The organism is Rahnella sp. PAMC25559, assembly GCF_050632365.1.
GTDB classification, from domain to species: domain Bacteria; phylum Pseudomonadota; class Gammaproteobacteria; order Enterobacterales; family Enterobacteriaceae; genus Rahnella; species Rahnella rivi.
The window spans coordinates 3,862,158-3,888,014 of record NZ_CP192543.1 but is presented as its reverse complement, the minus strand read 5'-3'; the positions used below and the strand labels follow the sequence as shown (position 1 = coordinate 3,888,014).

General features: G+C 55.2%; 21 protein-coding genes. 13 read left to right on the top strand and 8 right to left on the bottom strand.

The window, feature by feature from the left end; translation table 11 throughout:
* Positions 1-2 precede the first annotated feature (2 nt).
* Positions 3-836, bottom strand: coding sequence for a xanthosine phosphorylase (gene xapA / locus ACQZQY_RS19025; protein ID WP_056769164.1), 834 nt, complete (start codon positions 834-836; stop codon positions 3-5).
* A gap of 159 nt (positions 837-995) precedes the next feature.
* Between xapA and ACQZQY_RS19020 the strand changes: the two genes are divergently transcribed.
* Positions 996-1,916, top strand: coding sequence for a LysR family transcriptional regulator (locus ACQZQY_RS19020; RefSeq protein WP_431296206.1), 921 nt, complete (start codon positions 996-998; stop codon positions 1,914-1,916).
* A 36-nt stretch (positions 1,917-1,952) separates the two neighbouring features.
* On the opposite strand, the gene tsgA is transcribed toward ACQZQY_RS19020, so the two are convergent.
* Entirely contained in the window at positions 1,953-3,152 is a 1,200-nt protein-coding gene (gene tsgA / locus ACQZQY_RS19015) for an MFS transporter TsgA (RefSeq protein WP_431296205.1), read from the bottom strand.
* A gap of 278 nt (positions 3,153-3,430) precedes the next feature.
* Between tsgA and ACQZQY_RS19010 the strand changes: the two genes are divergently transcribed.
* The 5 genes from ACQZQY_RS19010 to gsiD all read left to right on the top strand — a co-directional run bounded on the left by ACQZQY_RS19010 (position 3,431) and on the right by gsiD (position 9,898).
* Complete coding sequence (locus ACQZQY_RS19010; RefSeq protein ID WP_431296204.1) at positions 3,431-4,444, top strand: isoaspartyl peptidase/L-asparaginase family protein; 1,014 nt, start codon at positions 3,431-3,433, stop codon at positions 4,442-4,444.
* Between the two features lie 8 nt (positions 4,445-4,452).
* Positions 4,453-6,309 carry a glutathione ABC transporter ATP-binding protein GsiA gene (gene gsiA, locus ACQZQY_RS19005; RefSeq protein ID WP_371414276.1) on the top strand — a complete coding sequence of 619 codons (1,857 nt, stop codon included), beginning with the start codon at positions 4,453-4,455 and terminating at the stop codon, positions 6,307-6,309.
* A 71-nt stretch (positions 6,310-6,380) separates the two neighbouring features.
* On the top strand, positions 6,381-7,937 hold the full coding sequence (gene gsiB / locus ACQZQY_RS19000; RefSeq protein WP_183847662.1) for a glutathione ABC transporter substrate-binding protein GsiB: 1,557 nt from the start codon (positions 6,381-6,383) through the stop codon (positions 7,935-7,937).
* A gap of 111 nt (positions 7,938-8,048) precedes the next feature.
* The gene (gsiC, locus tag ACQZQY_RS18995) at positions 8,049-8,969 is read left to right on the top strand and encodes a glutathione ABC transporter permease GsiC (protein WP_056769173.1); all 921 of its coding nucleotides are present in this window, start codon (positions 8,049-8,051) and stop codon (positions 8,967-8,969) included.
* Between the two features lie 8 nt (positions 8,970-8,977).
* Entirely contained in the window at positions 8,978-9,898 is a 921-nt protein-coding gene (gene gsiD, locus ACQZQY_RS18990; RefSeq protein ID WP_122094707.1) for a glutathione ABC transporter permease GsiD, read from the top strand.
* Between the two features lie 147 nt (positions 9,899-10,045).
* Here gsiD and fghA read toward each other — a convergent pair whose 3' ends face one another.
* From fghA to ptrR, 3 genes are read right to left on the bottom strand one after another with little or no spacing between them, the layout of a single operon-like run.
* Positions 10,046-10,903, bottom strand: a complete 858-nt coding sequence (gene fghA / locus ACQZQY_RS18985; RefSeq protein WP_431296203.1) for an S-formylglutathione hydrolase — start codon at positions 10,901-10,903, stop codon at positions 10,046-10,048.
* A gap of 10 nt (positions 10,904-10,913) precedes the next feature.
* Entirely contained in the window at positions 10,914-12,038 is a 1,125-nt protein-coding gene (locus ACQZQY_RS18980) for an S-(hydroxymethyl)glutathione dehydrogenase/class III alcohol dehydrogenase (protein WP_122094711.1), read from the bottom strand.
* Positions 12,039-12,065: 27 nt separating this feature from the next.
* The gene (gene ptrR / locus ACQZQY_RS18975) at positions 12,066-12,995 is read right to left on the bottom strand and encodes a putrescine utilization regulator PtrR (protein WP_056769180.1); all 930 of its coding nucleotides are present in this window, start codon (positions 12,993-12,995) and stop codon (positions 12,066-12,068) included.
* 190 nt (positions 12,996-13,185) lie between these two features.
* Here ptrR and ACQZQY_RS18970 point away from each other — a divergent pair, with 190 nt between their 5' ends.
* The 7 genes from ACQZQY_RS18970 (at position 13,186) to mglC (ending at position 21,725) form a co-directional block, all read left to right on the top strand.
* Entirely contained in the window at positions 13,186-14,310 is a 1,125-nt protein-coding gene (locus ACQZQY_RS18970; RefSeq protein ID WP_056769182.1) for a YbfB/YjiJ family MFS transporter, read from the top strand.
* 128 nt (positions 14,311-14,438) lie between these two features.
* The gene (gene folE, locus ACQZQY_RS18965) at positions 14,439-15,104 is read left to right on the top strand and encodes a GTP cyclohydrolase I FolE (protein ID WP_056769184.1); all 666 of its coding nucleotides are present in this window, start codon (positions 14,439-14,441) and stop codon (positions 15,102-15,104) included.
* Positions 15,105-15,216: 112 nt separating this feature from the next.
* Positions 15,217-16,371: a DUF418 domain-containing protein YeiB gene (gene yeiB, locus ACQZQY_RS18960; RefSeq protein WP_122094717.1), complete on the top strand. Its 1,155-nt coding sequence runs from the start codon at positions 15,217-15,219 to the stop codon at positions 16,369-16,371.
* Positions 16,372-16,640: 269 nt separating this feature from the next.
* Positions 16,641-17,684, top strand: coding sequence for an HTH-type transcriptional regulator GalS (galS, locus tag ACQZQY_RS18955; protein ID WP_056769186.1), 1,044 nt, complete (start codon positions 16,641-16,643; stop codon positions 17,682-17,684).
* Positions 17,685-17,934: 250 nt separating this feature from the next.
* On the top strand, positions 17,935-18,933 hold the full coding sequence (mglB, locus tag ACQZQY_RS18950; RefSeq protein WP_056769188.1) for a galactose/glucose ABC transporter substrate-binding protein MglB: 999 nt from the start codon (positions 17,935-17,937) through the stop codon (positions 18,931-18,933).
* Positions 18,934-19,160: 227 nt separating this feature from the next.
* A complete protein-coding gene (gene mglA, locus ACQZQY_RS18945) occupies positions 19,161-20,696 on the top strand; it encodes a galactose/methyl galactoside ABC transporter ATP-binding protein MglA (RefSeq protein WP_056769190.1) in 1,536 nt (511 codons plus the stop codon).
* Between the two features lie 18 nt (positions 20,697-20,714).
* Positions 20,715-21,725, top strand: a complete 1,011-nt coding sequence (gene mglC / locus ACQZQY_RS18940) for a galactose/methyl galactoside ABC transporter permease MglC (protein ID WP_056769191.1) — start codon at positions 20,715-20,717, stop codon at positions 21,723-21,725.
* A 106-nt stretch (positions 21,726-21,831) separates the two neighbouring features.
* On the opposite strand, the gene sanA is transcribed toward mglC, so the two are convergent.
* The 3 genes from sanA to cdd form a co-directional block, all read right to left on the bottom strand.
* Positions 21,832-22,755 (bottom strand): outer membrane permeability protein SanA, encoded by a 924-nt coding sequence (gene sanA, locus ACQZQY_RS18935; RefSeq protein WP_431296202.1) that lies wholly within the window; start codon positions 22,753-22,755, stop codon positions 21,832-21,834.
* A 218-nt stretch (positions 22,756-22,973) separates the two neighbouring features.
* Complete coding sequence (locus ACQZQY_RS18930) at positions 22,974-24,671, bottom strand: NAD-dependent malic enzyme (protein ID WP_183847654.1); 1,698 nt, start codon at positions 24,669-24,671, stop codon at positions 22,974-22,976.
* Between the two features lie 150 nt (positions 24,672-24,821).
* A complete protein-coding gene (gene cdd / locus ACQZQY_RS18925; RefSeq protein WP_122095603.1) occupies positions 24,822-25,706 on the bottom strand; it encodes a cytidine deaminase in 885 nt (294 codons plus the stop codon).
* Positions 25,707-25,857: the final 151 nt, after the last annotated feature.

Below are 25,857 nucleotides of genomic sequence, written 5' to 3'. Positions count from 1 at the left end.
CCTTATTTTGCAGTGGCTGACAAGCTGGCGAAGAACGCGCGGATCAGGCGGGTGAAATCGCCCACCGCCAGTCTGGCGCAGCTCAGGGTCTGTTCGTGTGAAAGCGGCGTATCGGAAAGGCCTTCGGCGAAATTGGTCATGGCAGAAATCGCCAGCACTTTCAGGCCGCAGTGACGGGCGGAAATCACTTCCGGCACGATGGACATACCGACCACGTCGCAGCCGAGAGTTTGCATCATGCGGATCTCAGCCGGCGTTTCGAAGTTCGGGCCGGTATAGGCCGCGAAGACGCCTTCGGCGACGTCGATGCCCAGCGTGCCCGCCACGGCGTGGAGCTGCGCACGCAGGTCTTTGTCATAGGCGTTAGCGAGGCTGAAGAAACGCGGGCCAAAACGATCGTCATTCGGGCCTGCCAGCGGGGATTCCGGCATAAAGCTGACATGGTCGGTCAGCGCAACCAGCCGACCGGGCGCCACGCTTTTACGCATCGAACCGGCGGCATTGGTCGCCAGCAGGAACTCGCAGCCGAGCAGTTTGAAGGTGCGAACCGCGCTGGTCATCACCGACATGCCGTGGCCTTCATACATATGGCCGCGACCTTTCATACACATCACCGGAATGCCTTCCAGCGTCCCGAGCACCAGTTCACCGGCGTGACCGGCGACGCTGCTCTGCGGGAATCCCGGCAGTTCGCTGTAGGGAAGGGTGATGGCATCGGTCATATCGTCACACAACGTCCCGAGGCCGGAGCCTAAAATCAGCGCAGCCTGAGGAATAAAGCCGGGCGCACGCTGGCGGATAATCGCTGCGCAGTCAAAAGCATGGTTATTGAGCATGATCACTTCTCTCATTGTTGACAGTAGGTGGGAGTTAACAGCAATGCTAGGGTGAGCGGCTGTTCAGGTCTAATACCGTTCTGCGCCGGGATTTATAGTCAAAATCTATAAATCGGATGCGCCATGAATGCGGGATAAACGGATGTTTTGGAGAGAAGTATGACGCGCCCCTTTACGGATTCGGTGTTCGATCTGGGTCAGATCAATCTGCGGCTTATGCACTATTTTCGCGTGGTGGCGGAGGAGCTGAGTTTCAGCAAAGCCGCGGTGCGGCTGAATATGTCGCAACCGCCGCTCAGCCTGCATATTAAAGAGCTGGAAGTGATGCTCGGCACGCCGCTGTTTTTGCGCACCACGCGTTCGGTGGCGCTGACGCCTGCCGGTGCGGCGCTGATGCGTGAAGCCGGGCTGATGCTCGACGGCATCAACCGTTCGTTGCATCAGGTACGTAAAATCGGGCGCGGTGAGGTCGGCCATATTCAGTTCGGCACCGTGGGCACCGCGGCGTGGGGGCCGCTGATGCCCGCACTGAACCGGTTGGGTGAGCGCGCGCCGGAGATCACCTGGTCGATTACCGAACTGACGCCGTTGCAGCAAATTGATGCCCTGCAACTGCAAAGGATTGATATCGGTATCTGGCGCGAAGCTAAACTGACGCTGCCGCAGGGGTTATCCAGCAGGCTGATGGGGCGCGAAAACGTCGCTCTGGCGATTGCGGAAAATCATCCGCTGGCCGCGAAAAACAGCGTGGTGCTGGGCGAGCTGGCGCATGAGGATTTCATTCTGATGCCGATGAACACGTCCAGCCTCGGCAGTTATCTCTACTCGATGTGCCGTCAGCACGGCTTTTTGCCGCAGGTCAGGCATCAGGTGAACGAGCCACAAACCGCGCTGGCGCTGGTGGCGAACGGTTATGGCATCACACTGCTGCCGGAAAGCTATGCGCGGATCCACTGGCCGGGCGTGCGTTTCTGCGCGCTGAGCGAACGGTTACCGGTCGATTTGTATGCCTTGTATCAGGCGGATTCGCTGACACCGGCGGCGGCACGTTTTCTGGATTCACTGGGGGAGGACGTCTGAAGCAGCAGGGCCGGAGCCCTGCTGTGAGGGAAAATCTTAGTGCGCGGAAACGTCGTGGTTAATCTTTTCGGCCTTACTTTTCAGGCTAGCGAAAATCACCATCAGCACCAGTAACGCGTAGGAAATGGTCGCGATGTTCAGCGCCCAGAACAAGCCGTATTGGTTGTAGATGAACGAAGAGAACGACGCAAAAATCAGCGTACCGACGGAGCTGGTGGTCAGCAGCGCAGAGGTCAGCGTTGGCGGAGAGTTTTTCACCTGCAGGCTGCCGTAGCTCATCAGGCCGGAGAACAGGCCGGAGTTACAGAAACCGAACAGACCGACCGCAAACAGCACCAGCGACGCCGAGTTGCTGGTGGTCAGCACGCTCAGGCTCACCATGCCGACTACCACGGACACCAGCAGGAAGGTGCGCAGTTTGACGAAGCGAACGGTGAACTGGTTCAGGAACAGGCCAATCGCTTTCACCATCCAGTAGGTGGTGATGTAAATTGCGGCGCGATCGGTTTCCATGGCGAAATGCTCATGCAGCCAGCTTGGCATCCACAGCGTAAAGACCAGTTCGGTGAACACGAAGGCGAACAGTGCGATACACAGGAAAAACACCGCGATGCCCCAGGGTTCCTGCGCGACACTGCTGTTTTTCTCGGTTTTCACCGGACGGGCTACGGTCGGGAATTTCTGGCCTGCACACAGCAGGATCATCAGCAGGCTGAGTACGCCCATAATGCCGTACATCGCCAGCCAGCTTGCGCCGTGCTTGAACAGGAAACCGAGCACCAGCGACAGCGTCATGCCGGAGAGGGCAAAGAAGAAATCGGTGAAAATAAGGTTGGCCGAGCGCTTTTTCGGATCGTCATTAATGCGCACCACCAGATAGCTGCCGATAGACATCATCAGGCCCGCAGTGGCACCAATCAGGAAGACACCCACACCAAACAGCGTGATAGACGGCATCACGAACAGCGCGATACACACCAGCACAGAAACCAGCGAGCCGGTCATCAGCTGTTTGCCGAGATCAAATTTCCGCATCAGGATGCCGCTGACCATAATCGGCAGGAACAAACCAATATTCATTAATGAGAACATTTGCCCGATAAAGCCCGGATCTTTGTTGAATGCGGTTGCCACTGGCCCGATAACGATACCGAGGGTGGAAACCAGTCCACCGGTAAAGAAGTAACTGAGCCAGGAGATCACATTGATCCGACGGCGGTTATAGACAGTTTCCATAACTGATTTCCTAAAAAGAAAAAATATAAAAAGGCCGCAGCAAGCTTAGCCAGAGGTGCTTTTATCCACGGTTAGGACGTTTATTATTCCCGTTCTTTAGTCATTTGTCTTGGATGTTTATTCGATCCCCTTATTTAATTTTCTTAAACAATCTAAGCAATTAGCGCGTTATCAGTGGTTTTACATTTCTGCTTTACATACTGTAGCGGGCTAAATATAGTCAAAAACAGGTCAGCATTTCTCTTTACATAAATACAACAACACAGGGTGCAGTGCTAATGAGTTCTTCTACTGATAATTCAGCGGCTTCCGTTTCGAACACGTTGTGTCCGGTCATTGCGATTCATGGCGGTGCAGGGGCGATCACCCGCGCGGCGATGAGTGCCGAAAAAGAACAACTTTATTTAGCGGAGCTCGAGCGCATTGTCGCCAGCGGGCAGGCCATTCTGGCCTCGGGAGGCAGCGCGCTGGATGCGGTGACCGAGGCGGTGCGTTTACTGGAAGAGTGCCCGCTGTTTAATGCCGGAAAGGGCGCGGTTTTCACCCATCAGGGCACCCACGAATTAGACGCCTGCATCATGGATGGCCGCACGCTGGATGCCGGTGCCATCAGCTGCGTCAATCACATCCGTAACCCTATCCTCACCGCCCGTAAAGTGCTGGAAGTCAGCCCGCACGTGATGTTCACCGGCGCGGGCGCCGAAGCCTTTGCCCGCGAACAGGGGCAGGAGATGGTCGGGCCGGACTACTTCTTTACGCAGGAACGCTACGACCAGCTGCAACGGGCCATCGCCGCAGACAGCGGCGTTATCCTCGATCACGATGGCGCATCGCAGCGCGCCACGCCGTCCGGCGATCCGCTCGATCCGGAACATAAATTTGGCACCGTGGGCGCGGTGGCGATGGACGCGCGGGGGAATCTGGCCGCGGCGACGTCCACCGGCGGCATGACCAACAAACAGGCTGGCCGCGTGGGTGATTCACCGATCATCGGCGCGGGCTGCTATGCCAGCAACAAAACAGTCGCCATTTCCAGCACCGGCACCGGCGAAGTGTTTATGCGCACGGTGGCGGCTTACGACGTGGCGGCGCTGATCGAATACGCCGGTTTATCCCTTGAAGAAGCGACGCACAAAGTGGTGCAGGAAAAGCTGCTGCCGCTCGGCGGTATCGGCGGCATGATCGCCATCGACCGTTTCGGCAACGTGGTTTTACCTTTTAACAGCGAAGGCATGTACCGCGGATTTGCCCGCGTGGGCGACGTGCCGAGCGTCAGTATCTACCGTTCATGAAGGATGCCATGAACCCTTCTCTGATCCTGCCGCCCGGCCAGGTTCTGGCGGTAAATAATCTCAGCGTACAGTTTTCGCATGAGGGTCAGGTGATCCCGGCGGTTAACCGTCTGAGCTTTGACGTCGGGCGCGGCGAAACGCTGGCGATTGTGGGCGAATCCGGCTCCGGTAAATCGGTCACTTCGCTGGCGCTGATGCGTCTGGTGGAGCAGGGCGGCGGGCAGATTTCACAGGGCAACATGCAGTTTCGGCGTCGTAACGGCGAAGTGGTTGAACTGATGGCCGCGTCGCAGTCGCAGATGCGCAGCCTGCGCGGTGCTGATATGGCGATGATATTTCAGGAGCCGATGACGTCGCTCAATCCGGTATTTCCGGTGGGCGAACAAATTGCCGAATCCATCCGTCTGCACCAGGGGAAAGACCATCGCGCCGCCCGTGCCGAAGCGTTGCGGATGCTGGATCTGGTGCGCATTCCCGAAGCCAAAAATATCCTCGACAGCTTTCCACATCAGCTTTCCGGCGGTATGCGCCAGCGGGTGATGATTGCGATGGCGCTGTCATGCAAACCTGCGTTGCTGATTGCCGACGAGCCGACCACCGCGCTGGATGTGACGATTCAGGCGCAAATCCTGCAACTCATCCGCGTGCTGCAAAAAGAGATGCAGATGGGCGTCATTTTCATCACCCACGATATGGGCGTGGTGGCTGAAATTGCCGACCGCGTGCTGGTGATGCATAAAGGCAACAGCGTGGAAACCGGCGACGTCACGGCAATTTTCCATGCCCCGCAGCAGCCATATACCCAGGCGCTGCTGGCGGCGGTGCCGAAACTCGGTTCGATGCACGGCAAACCGCTCCCTGCGCGCTTTCCGCTGCCTGAGCAACAAGAGAGCGATCCGGCACTGGTGCAAAATACCCTGACGCCGGGCGCCGCGCCGATTTTGCAGGTGAAAAATCTGGTCACCCGCTTTGATGTGCGCAGCGGTATTTTTAACCGTGTTACCCGGCGCATTCACGCAGTGGAAAAAGTCAGTTTCGATTTATATCCCGGCGAAACGCTGGCGCTGGTCGGTGAATCCGGCTGCGGAAAATCCACCACCGGCCGTTCGTTGCTGAAACTGGTGAAAAGTCAGGGTGGAACGATCACTTTTAATGGCGAGCCGCTGACCCACGTCAGCGGCAGCGCGCTGCAACATCTGCGCCGCGACATCCAGTTTATTTTTCAGGATCCCTACGCTTCGCTCGATCCGCGCCTGACGGTGGGGTATTCGATCATGGAACCCTTGCTGGTTCACCACATCGCGAAGGGGAAAGAGGCGGAGGCACGCGTTGCCTGGCTGCTGGAAAAAGTCGGGCTGCTGCCGGAGCACGCGCAGCGCTATCCTCACGAATTTTCCGGAGGGCAGCGCCAGCGCATTTGCATCGCCCGCGCGCTGGCGCTCAATCCTAAAGTGGTCATTGCTGACGAATCCGTGTCGGCGCTGGACGTGTCTATTCAGGCACAGATCATCAATTTACTGATGGATCTGCAGAAAGAGTTTGGCCTGGCCTTTCTGTTTATTTCGCACGACATGGCGGTGGTGGAACGCATCAGTCACCGCGTGGCGGTGATGTATCTCGGGCAGATCGTTGAGATCGGCCCGCGCCGCGCGGTGTTTGAAAATCCCCAGCATGCTTACACCCGCAAACTGATGGCGGCTGTGCCGGTGGCCGATCCGGCGCATAAACGAAAAGAGCAGGCGCTGCTGGTCGATGATATTCCCAGCCCGATCCACGATTTGCATGATGAGCCTTTGGTTGCGCCGCTGGTGCAGGTGGCGGAAGGGCATTTCGTGGCGCGGCATGCGATTGCTGGCGTGTATTGATTTTTGTGGGGGCTTATTTTGAGCCGCCAATCTTCGTAAGACAAACGGGTTAGACAGGAAAAGGAACTGAGATGAATCAGCAGAAACGTAAAGGTAAGAACGTTATTCGTCAGGCCGTGCTCGCTGCCGCTGTTTTCGGTTCGCTGGCGTCCGCTTCGGCGTGGGCAGCAAAAGACGTGGTGGTGGCGGTAGGCTCTAATTTTACCTCGCTCGATCCTTATGACGCCAACGACACGCTGTCTCAGGCGGTCGCCAAATCCTTCTATCAGGGTCTGTTTGGCTTTGATAAAAACATGAAACTGGAGAACGTGCTGGCAGACAGCTACACGGTCAGCCCGGACGGTCTGGTTTACACCGTTAAACTGCATCCGGGGATCAAATTTCAGGACGGCACGGATTTCAACGCGGCGGCGGTAAAAGTGAACTTCGACCGCGCCAGCAACCCGGACAGCCACCTCAAGCGTTATAACCTGTTCAAAAATATCGCCAGCACCGAAGCGGTGGATGACACCACGGTGAAAATCACGCTGAAAGAACCGTTCTCGGCGTTCATCAACATTCTGGCGCACCCGTCTGCGGTGATGATTTCCCCGGCGGCGCTGACCAAATACGGCAAAGAGATCGGTTTCCATCCGGTCGGTACCGGTCCCTATACGCTGGATCAGTGGAATCAGACTGACTTCGTGAAAGTGAAGAAATTTGATGGCTACTGGAAGAAAGACGAAACAAAACTCGACACCATCACCTGGCGTCCGGTGGTTGATAACAACACCCGCGCGGCGATGCTGCAAACCGGCGAAGCGGATTTCGCCTTCCCGGTGCCTTACGAGCAGGCGGCCCTGCTGGAGAAAAATCCAAAGCTGGATCTGGTGACCGCGCCGTCGATTCTGCACCGTTACATCAGTCTGAACGTCACGCAAAAACCGTTTGATAACGTGAAAGTGCGTGAGGCAATCAACTACGCCATCAATAAACAGGCGCTGATCAAAGTGGCGTTTGCCGGTTATGCCGTGCCGTCGGAAGGGCCGTTGCCACAGGGCATCGAATACGCTGCAAAATTCAAACCCTGGCCTTACGATCCGGCCAAAGCGAAAGCACTGCTGAAAGAAGCGGGCTACCCGGACGGTTTCACGACCACCCTGTGGTCGTCGCATAACAACAGCACCTCGCAGAAAGTCTTGCAGTTCACGCAGCAGCAGCTGGCGCAGGTGGGCATCAAAGTGAACGTGACCGCGATGGACGCCGCGCAGCGTGCGGCACAGGTCGAGAACGTCGGGCAGAAAGAAGCGGGTGTCCGCATGTTCTACACCGGCTGGTCGGCCTCTACCGGTGAAGCAGACTGGGCGTTATCGCCGCTGTTCTCCACGCAGGCGGCTCCGCCGAAACAGTTCGGCACGGCGTTTTACAGCAATGCGCAGGTCGATAAAGATTTGTCCGATGCCCTGAAAACCACCGACAAAGCCGAGAAAGCCAAACTGTATGCGGATGCTCAGAAACAAATCTGGACAGATGCACCCTGGGCATTCCTGGTGACCGAACGTCTGGTATCGGCTAAAAACAAACGTCTGACCGGGTTCTACGTGATGCCTGATACGGCATTCAGCTTTGATGAAGCTGATGTGAAATAATTCGCGATGGAGTTTTCAGGGCGTGCGGCGTGGTTGCCGTACGCCCTGAAGTCGTGTGTTCCGTGTGGCCGGAACATGGATGTCGTACCGTGAAATCACAGACAGCGAATCATGCTTAATTATTTTCTAAAACGACTGCTTGGATTGATCCCCACACTGCTGATCGTGGCCGTGCTGGTCTTTTTATTTGTTCATCTTTTGCCCGGCGATCCGGCACGGCTGATGGCCGGTCAGGACGCGGATGCCAGCGTTGTGGCGCTGGTGCGTCAGGATCTGGGGCTGGATAAGCCGCTGTATCAGCAATTTCTCACTTTCTTCGGCAATGCGCTGACCGGCGATTTCGGCCACTCGATGGTGTCGAAGCGCCCGGTGATCGATGAAATCAGTTCCCGTTTTATGCCGACGTTCTGGCTGACGCTGACCAGCATGGTGTGGTCTGTGATTTTCGGGCTGGTGATTGGCGTGGTGTCAGCCGTCTGGCGCAACCGCTGGCCCGATCGTCTCGGTATGGCGCTGGCCGTCTCCGGTATTTCCTTTCCGGCTTTTGCTCTGGGCATGTTACTGATGCAGGTGTTCTCCGTCGAACTGGGCTGGCTGCCGACCGTGGGCGCCGACACCTGGCAACACTACATTCTGCCTTCCATTACGCTGGGGGCGGCGGTGGCGGCCATCATGGCGCGCTTTACCCGCGCCTCGTTCGTCGAAGTGATGCAGGAAGATTACATGCGCACCGCGCGCGCGAAGGGCGTCCACGAGGGGTTTGTGGTCGTCAAACACGGCTTGCGTAACGCGATGATCCCGGTGGTCACCATGATGGGGTTGCAGTTTGGTTTCCTGCTCGGCGGTTCGATTGTGGTAGAAAAAGTCTTCAACTGGCCGGGGTTAGGGCGGTTGCTGGTGGATTCGGTGGAGATGCGTGATTACCCGGTGATCCAGGCCGAAGTGTTGCTGTTCTCGCTGGAATTCATTTTGATCAATCTGCTGGTGGACATGTTGTACGCCGTGATTAACCCTTCCATCCGATACAAGTGAGCAAGCGCATGAAAAACTGGCGGCGAAATGCCGTACTCGCGGGTCTGCCGATGGTCACTGCACAAACGGCCAGCGCGCAATCTGTCAGGACGCCGTGGAAGGCGTTCTGGCGTCGTTTTCGCCGTCAGCATATCGCGATGATAGCGGGTGTTTTTATCCTGCTGCTGATTGCAGCGGCGCTTCTTGCGCCGTGGCTGGTGCCCTTTGATCCGGAAAATTACTTTGATTACGACCGGCTGAACGAAGGCCCGTCAATGATTCACTGGCTGGGCGTCGATTCTCTCGGGCGCGATATTTTTAGCCGTATTCTGATGGGGACGCGGATTTCACTGACGGCGGGCGTACTTTCTGTGGTGCTTGGCGCGGCGATCGGCACGGTGTTCGGACTGCTGGCGGGATATTACGAAGGCTGGTGGGATCGCATCACCATGCGCGTTTGCGACGTATTGTTCGCCTTTCCCGGTATTCTGCTGGCGATCGCCGTGGTGGCGGTGATGGGCAACGGCATGTCGAACGTCATCATTGCCGTGGCGATATTCAGCATCCCGGCGTTCGCGCGGCTGGTGCGTGGCAACACGCTGGTGCTAAAACAGCAGACCTACATTGAATCTGCACGCAGCATCGGCGCCTCAGACGCCACGATCCTCTTCCGCCACATTCTGCCCGGCACGCTTTCCTCGATCGTGGTCTATTTCACCATGCGTATCGGCACGTCGATTATCACCGCGGCCAGCCTGTCATTCCTCGGCATGGGCGCGCAACCGCCAACGCCGGAGTGGGGCGCGATGCTCAACGAAGCCCGCGCTGACATGGTCATGGCGCCGCACGTGGCCATATTCCCAAGCCTGGCGATATTCCTGACCGTGCTGGCGTTTAATTTATTGGGCGATGGATTACGGGATGCGCTGGATCCAAAACTGAAGAATTAAGGGGTTGCGCAGCGGGGAGATTAAGACGTGGAAATGCCAGAGAGGGCTGTCATGCCCTCTCTGGCCGATTTATGCACTCATTGCAACGTGGTAACCGTTATTGAGAAACCGAAAGTTTCTCACTCAGCATCGAAAGGCCTTACGCACTCACACCTTCGGATGCAAAAACTCCGCATGGAATCTCAGGTGATCTTCCACAAATGATGCAATCGTAAAGTAACTGTGGTCATAACCCGGCTGCGCGCGCAGCTGTAACGGCCATCCGCGCTGACGGGCGATTTCTGCCAGTTTTGAGGGTTGCAGCTGATCCGCCAGGAACTGATCACCGTCGCCCTGATCGACTAAAATCGGGAACGGGTACTGATCCGCTGGCAGTGAGCTCAGCAGGTGGCAACTGTCGTATTGCAGCCACTGACTTTCGTCATCCCCCAGATACGCGCTGAAAGCTTTACGCCCCCATGGCACCTGTGACGGATTGACGATCGGCGCAAAAGCAGACACGGAAAGGAAACGCTGCGGATTACGCAATGCCAGCATCAATGCCCCGTGGCCGCCCATGGAGTGGCCGGAAATCGACTGACGATCGCTGACCTTAAAGTGGCTGTTAATCAGCGCAGGCAGTTCATCCACCAGATAATCGTACATCCGGTAATGGGCCGCCCAGGGCGCCTGCGTGGCGTTCAGATAGAAGCCTGCACCCTGACCGAGATCGTAACTTTCATCGTTGGCGACGCCTTCCCCGCGCGGGCTGGTATCCGGCATCACCAGCACCAGACCGAGTTCTGCCGCGACGCGCTGCGCCCCGGCTTTAACGGTAAAGTTTTCGTCATTACAGGTCAGGCCCGACAGCCAGTACAGCACCGGCGGCGGCGTGTCGTCCTTCGCTGGCGGCAGGTAAATGCTGAACGTCATGCTGCAATTCAGGCTCGCCGAGGAATGGCGGTAGCGCTGCTGCCAGCCGCCAAACATCCGGTGTTCTTCGAGGAGTTCAATTGAGCTGCTCATCGACACTTCCTTACTTGTTGAAATGAATCACCGTACGGATCGACTTACCTTCGTGCATCAAATCAAAGGCTTCATTGATGTCTTCCAGCGGCATGGTGTGCGTGATGAAATCGTTGAGGGCGAATTCGCCATCCAGATAACGCTGCACAATGCCCGGCAATTCGCTGCGGCCTTTGACGCCACCGAAAGCGGAACCGCGCCATACGCGGCCTGTCACCAGCTGGAACGGACGGGTGGAGATCTCTTCACCCGCACCGGCCACGCCGATGATGACGGATTCGCCCCAGCCTTTATGGCAGCATTCCAGCGCTGAACGCATCACGTTGACGTTACCGATGCATTCGAAGGAGAAATCCACGCCGCCGTCGGTCATTTCGACGATCACTTCCTGAATCGGCTTATCAAAATCTTTCGGGTTGATCAGGTCGGTTGCGCCAAGTTTGCGTGCCAGATCGAACTTACTGGTGTTCAGATCAACACCAATAATGCGGCCTGCGCCCGCCATCACGGCACCGATCACCGCAGAAAGACCGATACCGCCGAGGCCGAAGATCGCCACTGTGTCGCCTTTCTTCACTTTTGCGGTGTTCATGACCGCGCCCATACCGGTAGTGACGCCACAACCCAGCAGGCAGACCTCTTCCAGCGGCGCTTCTTTGTTGATTTTCGCCAGTGAAATTTCCGGTACTACGGTGTATTCGGAGAACGTGGACGTGCCCATGTAATGGAAAATCGGCTTGCCATCTTTAGAGAAACGCGTGGTGCCATCCGGCATCAGGCCTTTGCCCTGCGTGGTGCGGATTGCCTGACACAGGTTAGTTTTACCGGATTTACAGTATTTACACTCGCCACATTCCGGCGTGTACAACGGGATCACATGGTCGCCCACCGCCAGAGTGGTGACGCCTTCGCCGACCGCTTCCACCACGCCGCCGCCTTCATGGCCGAGGATCGCCGGGAATACGCCTTCCGGATCTTTGCCGGACAGCGTGTAAGCATCAGTATGACAAACACCGGTGGCGACGATACGCACCAGCACTTCGCCTTTTTGCGGTGGCATCAAATCCACTTCTTCGATGGAAAGAGGTTGATTCGGGCCCCAGGCGACGGCCGCGCGCGTTTTGATCATTTTCATTATGTAGCTCCAGTCAGGTGTTTTTACTTAATAGGTGGGATGCAGTGCCGGGTCATGTTCACCGGCAAGCGGGTGTTTCAGTAACGGGACCACCCCGTCATTTTGTACGATGATCTGTTCTTTCAGCGCCCGCACGTTGGGGCTGAAAGCATCCCGCCGCCAGATAAGCCAGGTGGCGGTATCGGCGAATTCATCCGGGATTTCGTGAATATTTACGCGCTCGTGGCCGGGCAGTTGCTCCAGCACCGATCGCGGCACCATGGCGATGCCCGCACCGCTGGCAACGCACGCCATCATGGAATGGTAGGACTGAATTTCCAGGGTGTTCGCCACCGGCACATTCATCTGCTTAATCCACCCCTGTAAACGCTGGCGATAGGAACAGCTCGGGCGGAAGGCGAAAACGGTATGGCCGCTGCGGCCTGCGGGGGCTTCAAGGGGCGATTCGCCCGGCGGGGTGATCACCACCATCCGTTCACGATACGAAATACAGCCGTTGAGATCGTCAAAGTCGATCGGGCCGTCGACCAGCGCAGCCGCAAGACGTCCTGCCCGCACGCTGTCGATGATCTCGCCGGACGTGCCGGTGACCAGCGAAAGGGCCACTTGCGGGTACGCCTGATGATAGGCCGCGAGCAGTGACGGCAGACGGGTGGCGGCGGTGCTTTCCATTGAGCCTAAAGCGAAGTTCCCGGCGGGTTCGCCTGCGTGCGTGATGCTCATCGCTTCTTCGCTCAGCGCCAGAATACGCTCGGCGTAATTAAGAAAGTTATGGCCCATCGCGGAAAGGCGGATGCGCTGCTTCTCACGGATAAATAAATCAGTGCCCAGTTCGAGTTCGAGCTGGCGCAGACGGGTGGTCAGGTTTGACGGCACGCGATGTAACTGCTCTGCCGCACGCGCCAGTGAGCCCGTTTCTGCCACGCAGCAAAACATTCGCAACTGGGTGAGATCCATGATGAGTTCCTGTGTTCTCTTATCGTAAACAACTTGGTTTGTATTATTCAGTTTTCGTGATTGTAACTTTACTGCATCATGCATGACAACTTTCTTTTTCAGAAAGGCACTGTTAACGGAGATCCGCTTTCAGTATGTTTACCCACTGTTTCTATAATGTTGCGTCGCGGTTTCACCTTTCGGAGCGGTTATGGCTTTTCGTATTGCGTTAAGTGGTTTTCTGGCCTTTGTGGTCGCGATGGGCATCGGGCGCTTTGCCTTTACGCCGCAGGTTCCTTTAATGATAGCTGAACATCAGTTCAGCCTGACCGGTGCGGGGCTGGTGGCCGCGTTCAATTATCTCGGTTATCTGTGTGGTGCTTTTGATGCCATGCGGGCGACCCGCCACCTTGAGCGTCGTCTCTGGCTCGGCGTGTGGGGCGGGGTGGTGCTGACGTTGCTGTCGGCGGTGATTTCCGGCGAAGTGTTGCACAGCATTGTGCGGTTTATGATTGGCTGGACCAGCGGCTGGGCGATGGTGATGGTGTCGGCGTGGTGTAATGAGCGGCTGGCGCACTATGGCCGTCCGGCAATGAGCGCGGCGGTGTTTGCCGGGCCGGGCGCGGGGATTTTCCTGAGCGGCATGTTAGCCGTGGGCATTCACAGTTTGCAGCTCAGTTCGGCGCAGGCCTGGTGCGTATACGGCGTGCTGGCGTTGATTTTCGTGGCGATCATCACGCCGAATCTGCCGCGTAAGGGAGATTTGCACCGTTCGCACGTGGCAACGGAACCGCTGGTGATGACGCCCGCGTTGAAACGCCTGGTGTGGAGCTACAGTCTGGCGGGGTTCGGCTACATTCTGCCTGCCACTTTTCTTTCGCAGATGGCGAATGCCCGTTTTCCTGACAGCCTGTTTGCACAGTTTGTCTGGCCGGTGTTCGGCGGTGCGGCGGTCATTGGCATTGTGATAGGGATTTTGACGCGTCATTGCCTGACCACTCACCGGCGTCTGGCGCTGACATTGTGGATCCAGGCGCTGGGGATTTTATGTGCGGAAGTGGTGCCGGGCGTCAGCGGGCTGGTGCTGGGGGCGTTACTGACCGGCGGCGGGTTCCTGAGCGTGGTGCAACTGGCCTTACAATGCAGCCGCGAACTGGCGCCGAATCATAGCCGTTACATGGCGGGGCTGCTGACCACCGGCTACGCCGTGGGGCAATTGTGTGGCCCGATATTGTCGGCCATCTCTACGGCGCTCACGCACCGTCTGGAACCTGCGCTGTATGTCGCCCTGGCAGGATTTATTATTGCAGGTGCTCTGGTGTTTCGCCGCCGCTGATAACTTGCGGCGATTTCATCCATCATGAAACACAATCACTGGATTCTGAATCCGCTCTCCACTACAGTAAGCCACCTCACTTTAGCGTGATCTGCGTCAAAGTGATTACATCTGCCGGAGAAGAAAGAATGCCTACCCTGAGTAAAGAAGCCATTTTAGTTCACGATGCCCTGTTAGCCCGTGGTCTGGAAACCCCTTTGCGTGAAGCGCTGCCGATCGACAATGAGACGCGCAAACAGCGTATTCAGGAACACATGACCGGCATCATGCAGCTTCTCAATCTGGATCTCTCCGACGACAGTCTGATGGAAACGCCAAGCCGCATCGCGAAAATGTATGTCGATGAAATCTTCTCCGGGCTGGATTACGCCAATTTCCCAAAAATCACCGTCATCGAAAATAAGATGAAAGTGGATGAAATGGTGACGGTGCGTGACATCACCCTGACCAGCACCTGTGAACATCATTTTGTGACCATCGACGGCAAAGCGACCGTGGCATATATCCCGAAAGATACGGTGATCGGCCTGTCGAAAATCAACCGCATCGTGCAGTTCTTCTCCCAGCGCCCGCAGGTTCAGGAACGTCTGACCCAGCAAATTCTGGTGGCACTGCAAACGTTGCTTGGCACCACCAACGTGGCTGTCTCTATTGATGCCGTGCACTACTGCGTGAAAGCGCGTGGCGTGCGGGACGCGACCAGCGCCACCACCACCACATCGCTGGGCGGACTGTTCAAATCGAGCCAGAATACGCGTCAGGAATTCCTGCGTACCGTAAGACACGCCAGCTAAGCGGCGGCGCGTTAACCGGTCAGAAAGTTTGATATTGCGGCACCTTACGGGTGCCGTTAGTCTGTCTGAAGCCCGCAACTTTTTGCCCCCTTATCTAACAGGAACGTCTGGTATGCGCTCACGTATTGCCACGCTCGATTTTGCCCGTGGCCTCGCCATTTTTGGCATTCTTCTGCTCAATATCAGTGCCTTTGGCTTGCCGAAGGCCGCCTACCTGAATCCCGGTTTTGCCGGTGCACCTTCAACGTCAGACGTCTGGACCTGGGCGGTGCTCGACGCCGTGGCGCAGGGTAAATTCCTGATGATGTTCGCGATGCTGTTCGGCGGCGGCTTGTATTTACTGCTGCCACGCGGCAAACACTGGATCCAGGCGCGATTATCGCTGTTGCTGTTATGCGGATTTCTGCACGCCATTTTTCTGTGGGACGGCGACATTCTGCTTTCTTACGGCCTGATTGGTCTGGTGTGCTGGCGCATGGTGCGGGAAGGGCGCAGCAGCCAGTCGATGATTTCCACCGGCATCATTTTGTATCTGATTGGCGTGGCCGTGCTGGCGATGCTCGGCCTGATCACTTCACCTTCACCGGGCACATTCTGGATGCCCGGCCCGGCAGAGATCCAATATGAACAGTTCTGGAAGCTGAAAGGCGGCTGGGAAGCGATTCAAAACCGGCTCGACTTGTTGTCTTCAAGCCTGCTGGCGATTGGCGCGCAATACGGCTGGGAGCTGGCGGGGGCGATGATGACAGGGGCAGGGCTGATGCGCAGTGGCTGGCTGAAAGGGGAATTTCGCGAGTCGCATTATCGTAAAGTGGCTGCGGCACTGTTACCGCTTTCATTGCTCATTCAGATCCCGGCGATTTATATGCAATGGAAGACCGGCTGGGACTATCGCTGGAGCGGTTTTCTGTTACAGGTGCCGCGTGAAATCGGCTCGCTGATGCAGGCTGTCAGCTATCTGGCGCTGTGCTACGGTTTCTGGTCGGTGATTTCCGGCTGGCGTATCACTCACTGGATCTCGCAGGTCGGGCGCATGGCGCTGAGCAACTATCTGTTACAGACCCTCATCTGCACCACGTTCTTCAATGTGTTCGGCTTCTTTATGCACTTCGACAGGTTGCAACTGGTCGCGCTGGTACCGCTGGTGTGGGCGTGCAATCTGCTGGTGACGCTGCTGTGGTTACGGCACTTCCGTCAGGGTCCGGTCGAATGGCTGTGGCGTAAACTGACGCTTCGCGCATCGGGCACTGAACTCAAGGTTGACTGATTTTTGTACTGTCACATCATCCTAAATGATAGATTTGGGATGGACGTTGCATAATTGTATGTAAACGTTTTCTTTCCTGTGACGAGATTCACGCAGGCGTTTCCTCAAAATGATTAGGATAGCGGTCGTGCCAGTCTGACGACCACTACTCTAATAAGGAAACGCCATGAGCACTTCACCTCGCTTCTCTTTATCTGCATTACTTACCTCCTGGGTGATTAATTTCCGTATTCCTCCTTACCAAACCCTGGCAGATCACGGAGCGACGCATGGTCACCATTCGTGATGTCGCCCGGCTCGCGGGGGTGTCTGTCGCCACCGTGTCCCGCGTTCTGAACAATCCTTCTATTGCCAGTAAAGAGGCGCGTGAACAGGTGCTGCGCGCTGTTGAAACCTTAGGTTACCGGCCTAATGCCAATGCTCAGGCGCTGGCGACCCAAAGCAGCGATACCATCGGTGTGGTGGTCATGGACGTGTCCGATCCCTTTTTTGGTGCGCTGGTGAAAGCGGTGGATACCGTCGCGCAGTTACATCAAAAATATGTGTTGATAGGCAACAGCTATCATATTGCTGAAAAAGAAAGGCACGCCATTGAAGTGTTGATTCGTCAACGCTGTAACGCGCTGATCGTGCATTCCAAAGCGCTGGGCGATGACGAGCTGTCGCGCTTTATGGATCAGGTTTCCGGTATGGTGTTGATTAACAGGGTGATCCCCGGCTACGAGCACCGCTGCGTGTGGCTTAACAACGTCAGCGGCGCGGAAATGGCGACCCGTTTACTGCTTTCGCAGGGGCATCAGCGCATTGGTTACATCGGTTCCAGCCACGCTATTGAGGACGATGTGCAGCGTTATCAGGGGTATTTACAGGCGATGACGCAGCCGCTGACGCAGGCACATCAGACATCCGAGCCACCGCCTGCCATCTGGCGTGCGCAGGGTTCCCCGGATCTGCAGGGGGGCGAAGCGGCCATGGTGGAGCTGCTGGGGCGTAATCTGCACCTCAGCGCGGTGTTTACCTACAACGATTCAATGGCCGCCGGTGCCATGGCAGTGTTGAAAGAAAACGGAATTAATGTGCCGGCTGATTTTTCACTGGTGGGCTTTGATGATATTCCGATCGCCCGTTACACCAGCCCGAAAATGACCACAGTTCGCTATCCGATTGTTTCTATGGCGACCCTGGCGACAGAACTGGCGCTGAAAGGGGCGGCAGAACAGCTGTCAGAAGGCATTTCCCACTGTTTTATGCCGACGCTGGTCAGACGCCACTCGGTTGCGCCGTGGCAAAATGTGGCGCCCGTCACTTATTGATCAAATAACGCGATGTAACCGTTTTCAATCTGTGAGAACTTTCACAGTTTATTAACATCGCGCACATTATGATTCATTCGTTTTCAACATGATTCACTTTGAGTCCGGATCACCGGACTGGTTTCACAGCGAGTCAGGACGTGACAGGTCAAGGATGGCAGGCACCCACAAACATGATGTGGAACTGTACTGCTCCCGCATGGAGTTCCGGTGCCAAATTCTGTAACACCCTACATAACCGGAGATACAAATGAATAAGAAGGTCTTCACCCTGGCGACTCTGGCTGCAAGCATGATGTTTGGTTTTGCCGCGCATGCTGCTGACACTAAAATTGGCGTCACCATCTATAAATATGACGACAACTTCATGTCTGAAGTTCGTAAAGCCATCGAGAAAGATGCGAAAGCGACGCCAGATGTGCAACTGCTGATGAATGACTCGCAAAACAGCCAGTCCACCCAGAATGACCAGGTAGACGTGATGCTGGCGAAGGGTGTGAAGGCGTTAGCCATCAACCTGGTTGACCCGGCTGCAGCCCCGGTCATCATCGAGAAAGCCCGCGGCGCTGGCATTCCGGTTGTTTTCTATAACAAAGAACCTTCCCGTAAAGATCTCGACAGCTACGATAAAGCTTACTACGTCGGTACTGACTCTAAAGAGTCTGGCGTTATCCAGGGCGAGCTGATTGCTAAGCACTGGAAAGCGAACCCGGCCTGGGATCTGAACAAAGACGGCGTGATCCAATATGTGCTGATCAAAGGCGAACCGGGCCACCCGGATGCTGAAGCGCGTACCAAATACGTCATCAGCACTCTGAATGGCAAAGAAGGCCTGAAAACTGACCAGCTGCAACTTGATACCGCAATGTGGGATACCGCACAGGCGAAAGACAAGATGGATGCATGGTTGTCTGGTCCGAATGCTAACAAAATCGAAGTGGTTATTGCCAACAACGACGCCATGGCAATGGGCGCAGTAGAAGCACTGAAATCTCATAACAAATCCAGCATTCCGGTCTTCGGTGTGGATGCCCTGGCAGAAGCGCTGGCGCTGGTGAAATCCGGTGCGATGGCCGGTACCGTGCTTAACGATGCCAACAACCAGGCGAAAGCCACGTTTGATCTGGCAAGAAATCTGGCCGCAGGTAAACCAGCCGCCGATGGCACCAACTGGAAGCTCGAAAATAAAGTGGTTCGTATTCCTTACGTAGCGGTAGATAAAGACAACCTGTCTTCTTTCGTGAAATAAAAAATACGGCACAAGCAGTAAAGACAGACAGCAATAAAAAACAAAGCTAAGCAGTGGCATAAATAATTGCGGTTAAGCCGTAAATAAAGACTAAGTGTTATTAGACGTTAATGCTTATCTGACAGGACGTCATGTCGCCCTGCGTGTGGTGAGTTTACTGACCGCACGCAGGGCTGACATCAGGTATTAATACACCCGTTTATTTTTATCTTTAGCCAGGTATAACTATGGCCGATAATTCGTTATCTGACACACCAACAGAAAAGCCGGACGAATTCCTGCTGGAAATGAGTGGTATCAATAAATCATTTCCTGGCGTCAGGGCGTTGGATAATGTGAATTTAAAAGTGCGCCCCAGCTCTATTCATGCCCTGATGGGTGAAAATGGCGCCGGTAAATCCACATTATTAAAATGCCTTTTTGGGATTTACAGCAAAGACTCCGGTACGATTCTTTTTCAGGGACAGGAAGTCAATTTTAAAAGTTCAAAAGAAGCGCTCGAAACGGGCGTGTCGATGGTGCATCAGGAATTAAACCTGGTGTTGCAACGTACCGTCATGGACAACATGTGGCTGGGACGTTACCCGACGAAAGGCATTTTTGTCGATCAGGACAAAATGTACAAAGACACTAAAGCGATTTTTGACGAGCTGGACATCGATATCGACCCGCGCGACAAGGTCGGTAAATTGTCCGTTTCGCAGATGCAGATGATCGAAATCGCCAAGGCGTTTTCCTACAATGCAAAAATCGTCATCATGGACGAACCCACTTCCTCGCTGACGGAAAAAGAGGTGAACCATCTGTTCACTATCATCCGTAAGCTGAAGGATCGCGGCTGCGGTATCGTGTATATCTCTCATAAGATGGAAGAAATTTTCCAGCTGTGCGATGAAATCACCATCCTGCGCGACGGCCAGTGGATCATCACGCAGCCGCTGGAAGGCCTCGACATGGATAAAATTATCTCCATGATGGTCGGTCGTTCACTGAGCCAGCGTTTCCCTGACCGACTGAATGTGCCGGGTGAAGTTATCCTCGAAGTGCGCAATCTGACCTCAATGCGCCAGCCGTCGATCCGTGATATTTCCTTTGATTTGCACAAAGGTGAAATTCTGGGGATCGCCGGATTAGTGGGTGCAAAGCGTACGGATATCGTCGAGACGTTATTTGGTATTCGTGAGAAAGTCTCCGGAACCATTAAACTGCACGGCAAAAAAATTAATAATCACAGTGCGAATGAAGCCATTAACCACGGCTTTGCGCTGGTGACGGAAGAACGACGTTCTACCGGTATCTATGCGTATCTGGATATTGGTTTTAACTCGCTGATTTCAAATATTCGTCAATATAAAAATAAAGTCGGCTTGCTCGATACCGCCCGAATGAAAAGCGATACCCAATGGGTTATCGACTCCATGCGGGTAAAAACGCCGGGGCATAAAACCAGTATTGGTTCATTGTCTGGCGGGAATCAGCAAAAAGTCATTATCGGGCGCTGGTTACTCACCAAGCCGGAAATATTGATGCTGGACGAACCGACGCGCGGGATTGACGTTGGGGCGAAATTTGAAATTTACCAGTTAATCACCGAGTTGGCGAAAAGAGAAAAGGGGATCATTATTATCTCCTCTGAAATGCCGGAGTTGCTGGGTATTACTGACAGAATATTGGTTATGAGTAATGGACAGGTTGCGGGTATTGTTGAAACCAAACATACCTCGCAGAACGAAATTTTACGCCTGGCTTCCTTGCATCTCTAATTTTTAAGGGTTCTTATTATGAAAGCATTAAATAAGAAAAGTGTGCTCACTTATTTAAAAGAGGGCGGGATTTATGTGGTGTTATTGGTCCTGCTGGCCATTATTATCATCCAGGATCCAAGTTTCCTCAGTCTGGTCAACTTAAGTAACATTCTGACGCAGTCTTCCGTGCGCGTTATTATCGCACTGGGCGTCGCGGGTCTGATTGTCACGCAGGGTACTGACCTGTCAGCCGGGCGTCAGGTGGGGTTAGCGGCTGTTGTCGCGGCCACCATGCTGCAGGCGATGGACAACGTGAACAAGGTCTTCCCGCATCTTGACGTGGTGCCGATCCCGCTGGTTATTCTGACCGTGTGTATCGTTGGCGCGCTGATTGGTTTGCTCAACGGCGTGATCATCGCCTACCTGAACGTGACCCCGTTTATTACCACCCTGGGCACCATGATTATCGTTTACGGGATTAACTCACTGTATTACGACTATGTGGGTTCCTCACCGGTGGCCGGTTTTGATCCGGGCTTCTCACAGTTTGCTCAGGGCTTTATCCATCTGGGCGGTCTGAAAATCTCCTACATCACCTTCTACGCGCTGATCGCTATCGGTTTCGTCTGGGTGCTGTGGAACAAAACCCGCTTTGGTAAAAACATCTTTGCTATCGGTGGTAACCCGGAAGCGGCGAAAGTCTCCGGCGTTAACGTTCCGTTAAACCTGATCATGATTTATGCGTTGTCTGGTGTGTTCTATGCGTTCGGCGGTTTGCTGGAAGCAGGGCGTATCGGCAGTGCGACCAACAACCTCGGCTTTATGTATGAACTGGATGCCATCGCAGCCTGTGTGGTCGGCGGCGTGTCATTCGCCGGTGGTGTAGGTTCTGTGGCAGGGGTGGTGACCGGGGTACTGATCTTCACCGTCATCAACTACGGCCTGACGTATATCGGCGTCAACCCGTACTGGCAGTACATCATCAAGGGCAGCATCATCATCTTCGCGGTAGCGCTGGATTCCCTGAAGTACGCCAAGAAGAAATAAGATATCGGGCAGTAAAAGAAAGGCCGCTTATGCGGCCTTTTGTTTTGGCGAAGAAAGACGGGAGGTCACTCGCTCTTCCTTTGCTAGGGAGGGTGTGGTCATGCGATCACTGCCTGAAAGGATTTCTGCCCACCGGTTTCGCCGGTTCGGGCTTCGCCGCTGGCTCAACCTCTTCGGTTTCATCCTGCGCCGCGTCATTCTCTTCCTGTTCCGTTTTCAGTCTTTGCGCTTCATCCGCCGCGGCTTTATCGGCTGCGGCTTTGTCAGCAGCGGCCTTTTCGGCTGCCGCTTTGGCGACGGCGGCCTTTTTCTCGGCTTCCAGTTGCTGCTGCAATGCCAGAACCTGCTCCGGCGTGACGGCAGGATAGCCCTGAGCATCATCGGGAACGTTGTGGATGGCGGGGATCGGGATCAGCGGGCCTAAGAAGCGCGGCTCGCGTTTGAGCAAATACAAATCCGTCAGCGCGCCGAGGCGGGCGAAGATCTCACGGCTGCGCACGCTGAGCATATTTTTCGGAGAAGGCACGGCGAAGCATTGCGCCTGAATGCCCATGTGCAGGGCGATAAACAGGGCGCGTTCGCAGTGGAAGCGCTGGGTGATAATGATGAAATCGTTGGTGTCGAACACCTTGCGGGTACGCACGATGGAATCGAGGGTGCGGAAACCGGCGTAGTCGAGCACGATGTCGCTGGAAGGGATCCCGGCGGCAATCAGGTCACGACGCATGGTGCTCGGTTCGTTGTAACTTTGTTGTGCGTTATCACCGCTCAGCAGCAGATATTTCACTTTGCCGCTGTTGTAAGCGTTGATCGCGCCCTGGATCCGGTAGAGATAATACTGATTGATAACGCCGGTGCGGTAGTATTTGGAGGTACCGAGCACCACGCCGACCTGACGGTGCGGTAACGACTGCACCTCGTCATAAATGTAGGGTTGCGTACGCAAACTGATCCACCGATCAAGCCCGATAGCGACCGCCAGCATCAGAATAAAGATGCCGGTAATGCCAGCTATAATTCGCTTAATCATAGTTATCCCTGTTTATGATCGGATGGAAATCGGATCCAAGGCTACTGTACCTGTCAGGGTGACGCAATACGTTGAAGTCTGCATCCTCGGGCTTCGCCGTTTTTTTCAGCGCTTTTCAGTGAATTACTTAGTGATATGCGTAGAGAGTTGCATTTTTCGCCAAAAAAAAGACCAATGCACAAGGCATTGGTCAGGATCAGGTCGGTCTGATTACTCCGTCAGAACGACGTACGTTTGTACGTGCGGTACTGAGGAGCCCAGAAGTTATGTTCGATCGCTTTTGACAGCGTATCTTCTGAGGTTACCATCGCCACACCTTGCAGTTGTGCGGCTTTGGCGACTTCCATCGCGATACATTTTGAGACGCCCTGAATATCATCCACGTCCGGCAGCAGAGAACCTTTGCCTTCCGTAGCGAGCGGGGAACACTCGGCCAGCGTGCGGCTGGCGGCCATCAGCATGCCATCGGTGACGCGGGTTGCGCCCGAGGCGATGACACCCAGCCCGATACCAGGGAAGATGAAGGAGTTGTTACACTGCGCGATAGGATAGAGTTTGCCTTTGTAATTGACCGGGGCAAACGGGCTGCCGGTGGCGACCAGTGCGGCACCGTCGGTCCAGTTCAGGATATCCGCCGGTGTGGCTTCCACGCGGGAAGTGGGGTTGCTCAGCGGCATGACCACCGGGCGCGCACAGTGTTTGTGCATCTCACGGATGATCTCTTCAGTGAACAGCCCCGGCTGGCCGGAGACGCCAATAAGCACGGTAGGTTTGGCGTGGCGCACCACATCCAGCAGTGAAATGCTGTCATTTTCCATTCCCCAGCCGGTCAGCGTGCTGCTTTTTTGCGTCAGCTTGCTCTGGAAATCCAGCAGGTTCGGCAGTTTGTCGGTCAGTAAACCGAAACGATCTACCATGAAGACTTTTCCGCGCGCTTCTTCTTCACTCAGACCTTCGGATTTCATCTGTGCGACGATTTGCTCGGCGATCCCGCAACCGGCAGAACCTGCACCGAGGAACGCAACGGTCTGGTCACTCAGCTTGCCACCGGCGGCTTTGCTGGCAGCAATCAGGCTGCCCAGCGCCACGGACGCGGTACCCTGAATGTCATCATTAAAGCAGCACAACTCATCGCGGTAACGGGTGAGGATCGGCATCGCATTTTTTTGGGCGAAATCTTCGAACTGCAGCAGCACATTTGGCCAGCGAATTTTCACCGCCTGAATGAACTGATCCACAAAGGCATCGTACTCTTCGCCGGTGATGCGCGGATGACGCCAGCCCATGTACAGCGGGTCATTGAGCAGTTGCGGGTTATTGGTACCGGCATCCAGCACCACCGGCAGGGTGTAGGCCGGGCTGATGCCACCACAGGCGGTATACAGCGACAGTTTACCGATCGGAATGCCCATGCCGCCGATGCCCTGGTCGCCCAGGCCAAGAATGCGTTCGCCGTCGGTCACGACCACCACTTTAACGTGCTGTTTGGTGGCGTTTTGCAACATGTCGTCGATGTGCGCGCGGTTCGGGTAGGAGATGAACAGGCCACGGGCGCGACGATAAATATCAGAGAAATGCTCGCAGGCTTCACCCACGGTCGGCGTGTAAATGACCGGCATCATTTCGCTGAGATGACTGTCCAGCAGACGGTAGAACAGCGTCTCGTTGGTGTCCTGAATGTTTCTCAGATAGATGTGTTTATCGATATCTGTTTTGAAATTCTGAAACTGACGGTAGGCGCGGTCTGCCTGCTCTTCAATGGTTTCCACCGCTTCGGGTAAAAGACCGTGGAGGTTGAAGTTGTTGCGTTCTTCTTCAGTGAACGCGCTGCCTTTATTCAGTAACGGAAATTCTAACAGGATAGGGCCGGCATGCGGGATATACAGGGGGCGTTTACTTTCGTATTCAAGTTCCATCGTTTTACTCTTCCGGTGCTCAGAATGTTAATTTTTATATTTTAGAGGCATGAGGGTAACAGAGAGGAAACGGGGAATTCAAATCTGGCACTGTTATGTAACTAATGACTACGGCAACGTAGTCATTAGTGTTATGCCGATCACGAATTATCAGCAGGTCAGGGTGGTGACGTCCCCGCAGCCGATGGCGTTGAGCGTGGCGCGGGTGGCGTCATTTTGCGTGATAAGCGCACCGGCGTTTTCCACCAGCACGGCGCGGCGTACTTTCAGGCAATCCTCACCGGACATATTCAGCAGGATCAGTGCCGCCTGGAGCGGAGGCAGGCCCGGATTGAATGCGGCGTTTTCGGCGTAGCGGCCGCCAAACTGTTTGCCGCTGTGGGTTTCCAGCGCCACGCCGCTGTGCGACTGACTGTAAGGCGCATGGCTCTGATTGCAGGCATCCAGCGCCAGCTGAGCCAGTGAGTCAGCCCCTTCGAGCTGATAACCGTGATTGACCTTGTCCATCAGCAGGGTGGTGATGTCTAAATCTTTTGGCCCGAAAGAGTGCGGCAGATAATCGCCGAGTGTGGCGACATCACGATCCGGCAGATGGATATCCAGCGCCGTGCCGCTGGTCAGTTCGTTCATAAACTGACGGCAGTGGCCGCAAGGCGTGTAATTCACCGTGATGGAAGCCAGACGTGTTTCGCCGCGCAGCCAGGCGTGCGTGACCGCAGACTGTTCCGCGTGAACGGTTTGCTGCATTGGCGCACCGGCGAACTCCATATTGGCACCGAAATAAAGGTTGCCGGAGATGCCGCGTGCAATCGCGCCGACGTGGAAATGCGATATCGGGGTAACGGAACAGGCCGCTGCCAGAGGTAACAGCGCAAAGGCCAGTGCGTCGTCGTCCAGTCCGGTCGCCTGTTTTACATGCGCAACGTCAGCCGCGGTGAGCATTGCCGGGAAGTCATCATGTCGCAAAAGCGGCTCAAGCGCGGAGGACAGATTTTCAGGGAGTGCCGCAAAGGCGGTGTGAAAACGTGCGTGCATAAACATTCGATCTCGAAGTAGTTACGGTTTCACAGTGTAGAAGTCATTTCATGAACTAAGTGTGACGGATGTCACTTTTTGAATGTAATAACTTTAGCTGGTTTGCATTTTTGAGAGATGTTACGCATAACAGCCGTCTTTTAAGACGGCT

Excerpts from the sequence above, each read along its gene's own strand:
- ACQZQY_RS19020 (WP_431296206.1), top strand. The coding sequence starts at position 996 with ATGACGCGCCCCTTTACGGATTCGGTGTTCGATCTGGGTCAGATCAAT.
- gsiB (WP_183847662.1), top strand. The coding sequence starts at position 6,381 with ATGAATCAGCAGAAACGTAAAGGTAAGAACGTTATTCGTCAGGCCGTG.
- ptrR (WP_056769180.1), bottom strand. The coding sequence starts at position 12,995 with ATGGATCTCACCCAGTTGCGAATGTTTTGCTGCGTGGCAGAAACGGGC.
- yeiB (WP_122094717.1), top strand. The coding sequence starts at position 15,217 with ATGCGCTCACGTATTGCCACGCTCGATTTTGCCCGTGGCCTCGCCATT.
- galS (WP_056769186.1), top strand. The coding sequence starts at position 16,641 with ATGGTCACCATTCGTGATGTCGCCCGGCTCGCGGGGGTGTCTGTCGCC.
- ACQZQY_RS18930 (WP_183847654.1), bottom strand. The coding sequence starts at position 24,671 with ATGGAACTTGAATACGAAAGTAAACGCCCCCTGTATATCCCGCATGCC.
- mglC (WP_056769191.1), top strand. The coding sequence starts at position 20,715 with ATGAAAGCATTAAATAAGAAAAGTGTGCTCACTTATTTAAAAGAGGGC.
- fghA (WP_431296203.1), bottom strand. The coding sequence starts at position 10,903 with ATGAGCAGCTCAATTGAACTCCTCGAAGAACACCGGATGTTTGGCGGC.
- mglA (WP_056769190.1), top strand. The coding sequence starts at position 19,161 with ATGGCCGATAATTCGTTATCTGACACACCAACAGAAAAGCCGGACGAA.
- folE (WP_056769184.1), top strand. The coding sequence starts at position 14,439 with ATGCCTACCCTGAGTAAAGAAGCCATTTTAGTTCACGATGCCCTGTTA.
- cdd (WP_122095603.1), bottom strand. The coding sequence starts at position 25,706 with ATGCACGCACGTTTTCACACCGCCTTTGCGGCACTCCCTGAAAATCTG.
- ACQZQY_RS19010 (WP_431296204.1), top strand. The coding sequence starts at position 3,431 with ATGAGTTCTTCTACTGATAATTCAGCGGCTTCCGTTTCGAACACGTTG.
- tsgA (WP_431296205.1), bottom strand. The coding sequence starts at position 3,152 with ATGGAAACTGTCTATAACCGCCGTCGGATCAATGTGATCTCCTGGCTC.
- ACQZQY_RS18970 (WP_056769182.1), top strand. The coding sequence starts at position 13,186 with ATGGCTTTTCGTATTGCGTTAAGTGGTTTTCTGGCCTTTGTGGTCGCG.
- mglB (WP_056769188.1), top strand. The coding sequence starts at position 17,935 with ATGAATAAGAAGGTCTTCACCCTGGCGACTCTGGCTGCAAGCATGATG.
- gsiD (WP_122094707.1), top strand. The coding sequence starts at position 8,978 with ATGAAAAACTGGCGGCGAAATGCCGTACTCGCGGGTCTGCCGATGGTC.
- gsiA (WP_371414276.1), top strand. The coding sequence starts at position 4,453 with ATGAACCCTTCTCTGATCCTGCCGCCCGGCCAGGTTCTGGCGGTAAAT.
- xapA (WP_056769164.1), bottom strand. The coding sequence starts at position 836 with ATGCTCAATAACCATGCTTTTGACTGCGCAGCGATTATCCGCCAGCGT.
- gsiC (WP_056769173.1), top strand. The coding sequence starts at position 8,049 with ATGCTTAATTATTTTCTAAAACGACTGCTTGGATTGATCCCCACACTG.
- ACQZQY_RS18980 (WP_122094711.1), bottom strand. The coding sequence starts at position 12,038 with ATGAAAATGATCAAAACGCGCGCGGCCGTCGCCTGGGGCCCGAATCAA.
- sanA (WP_431296202.1), bottom strand. The coding sequence starts at position 22,755 with ATGATTAAGCGAATTATAGCTGGCATTACCGGCATCTTTATTCTGATG.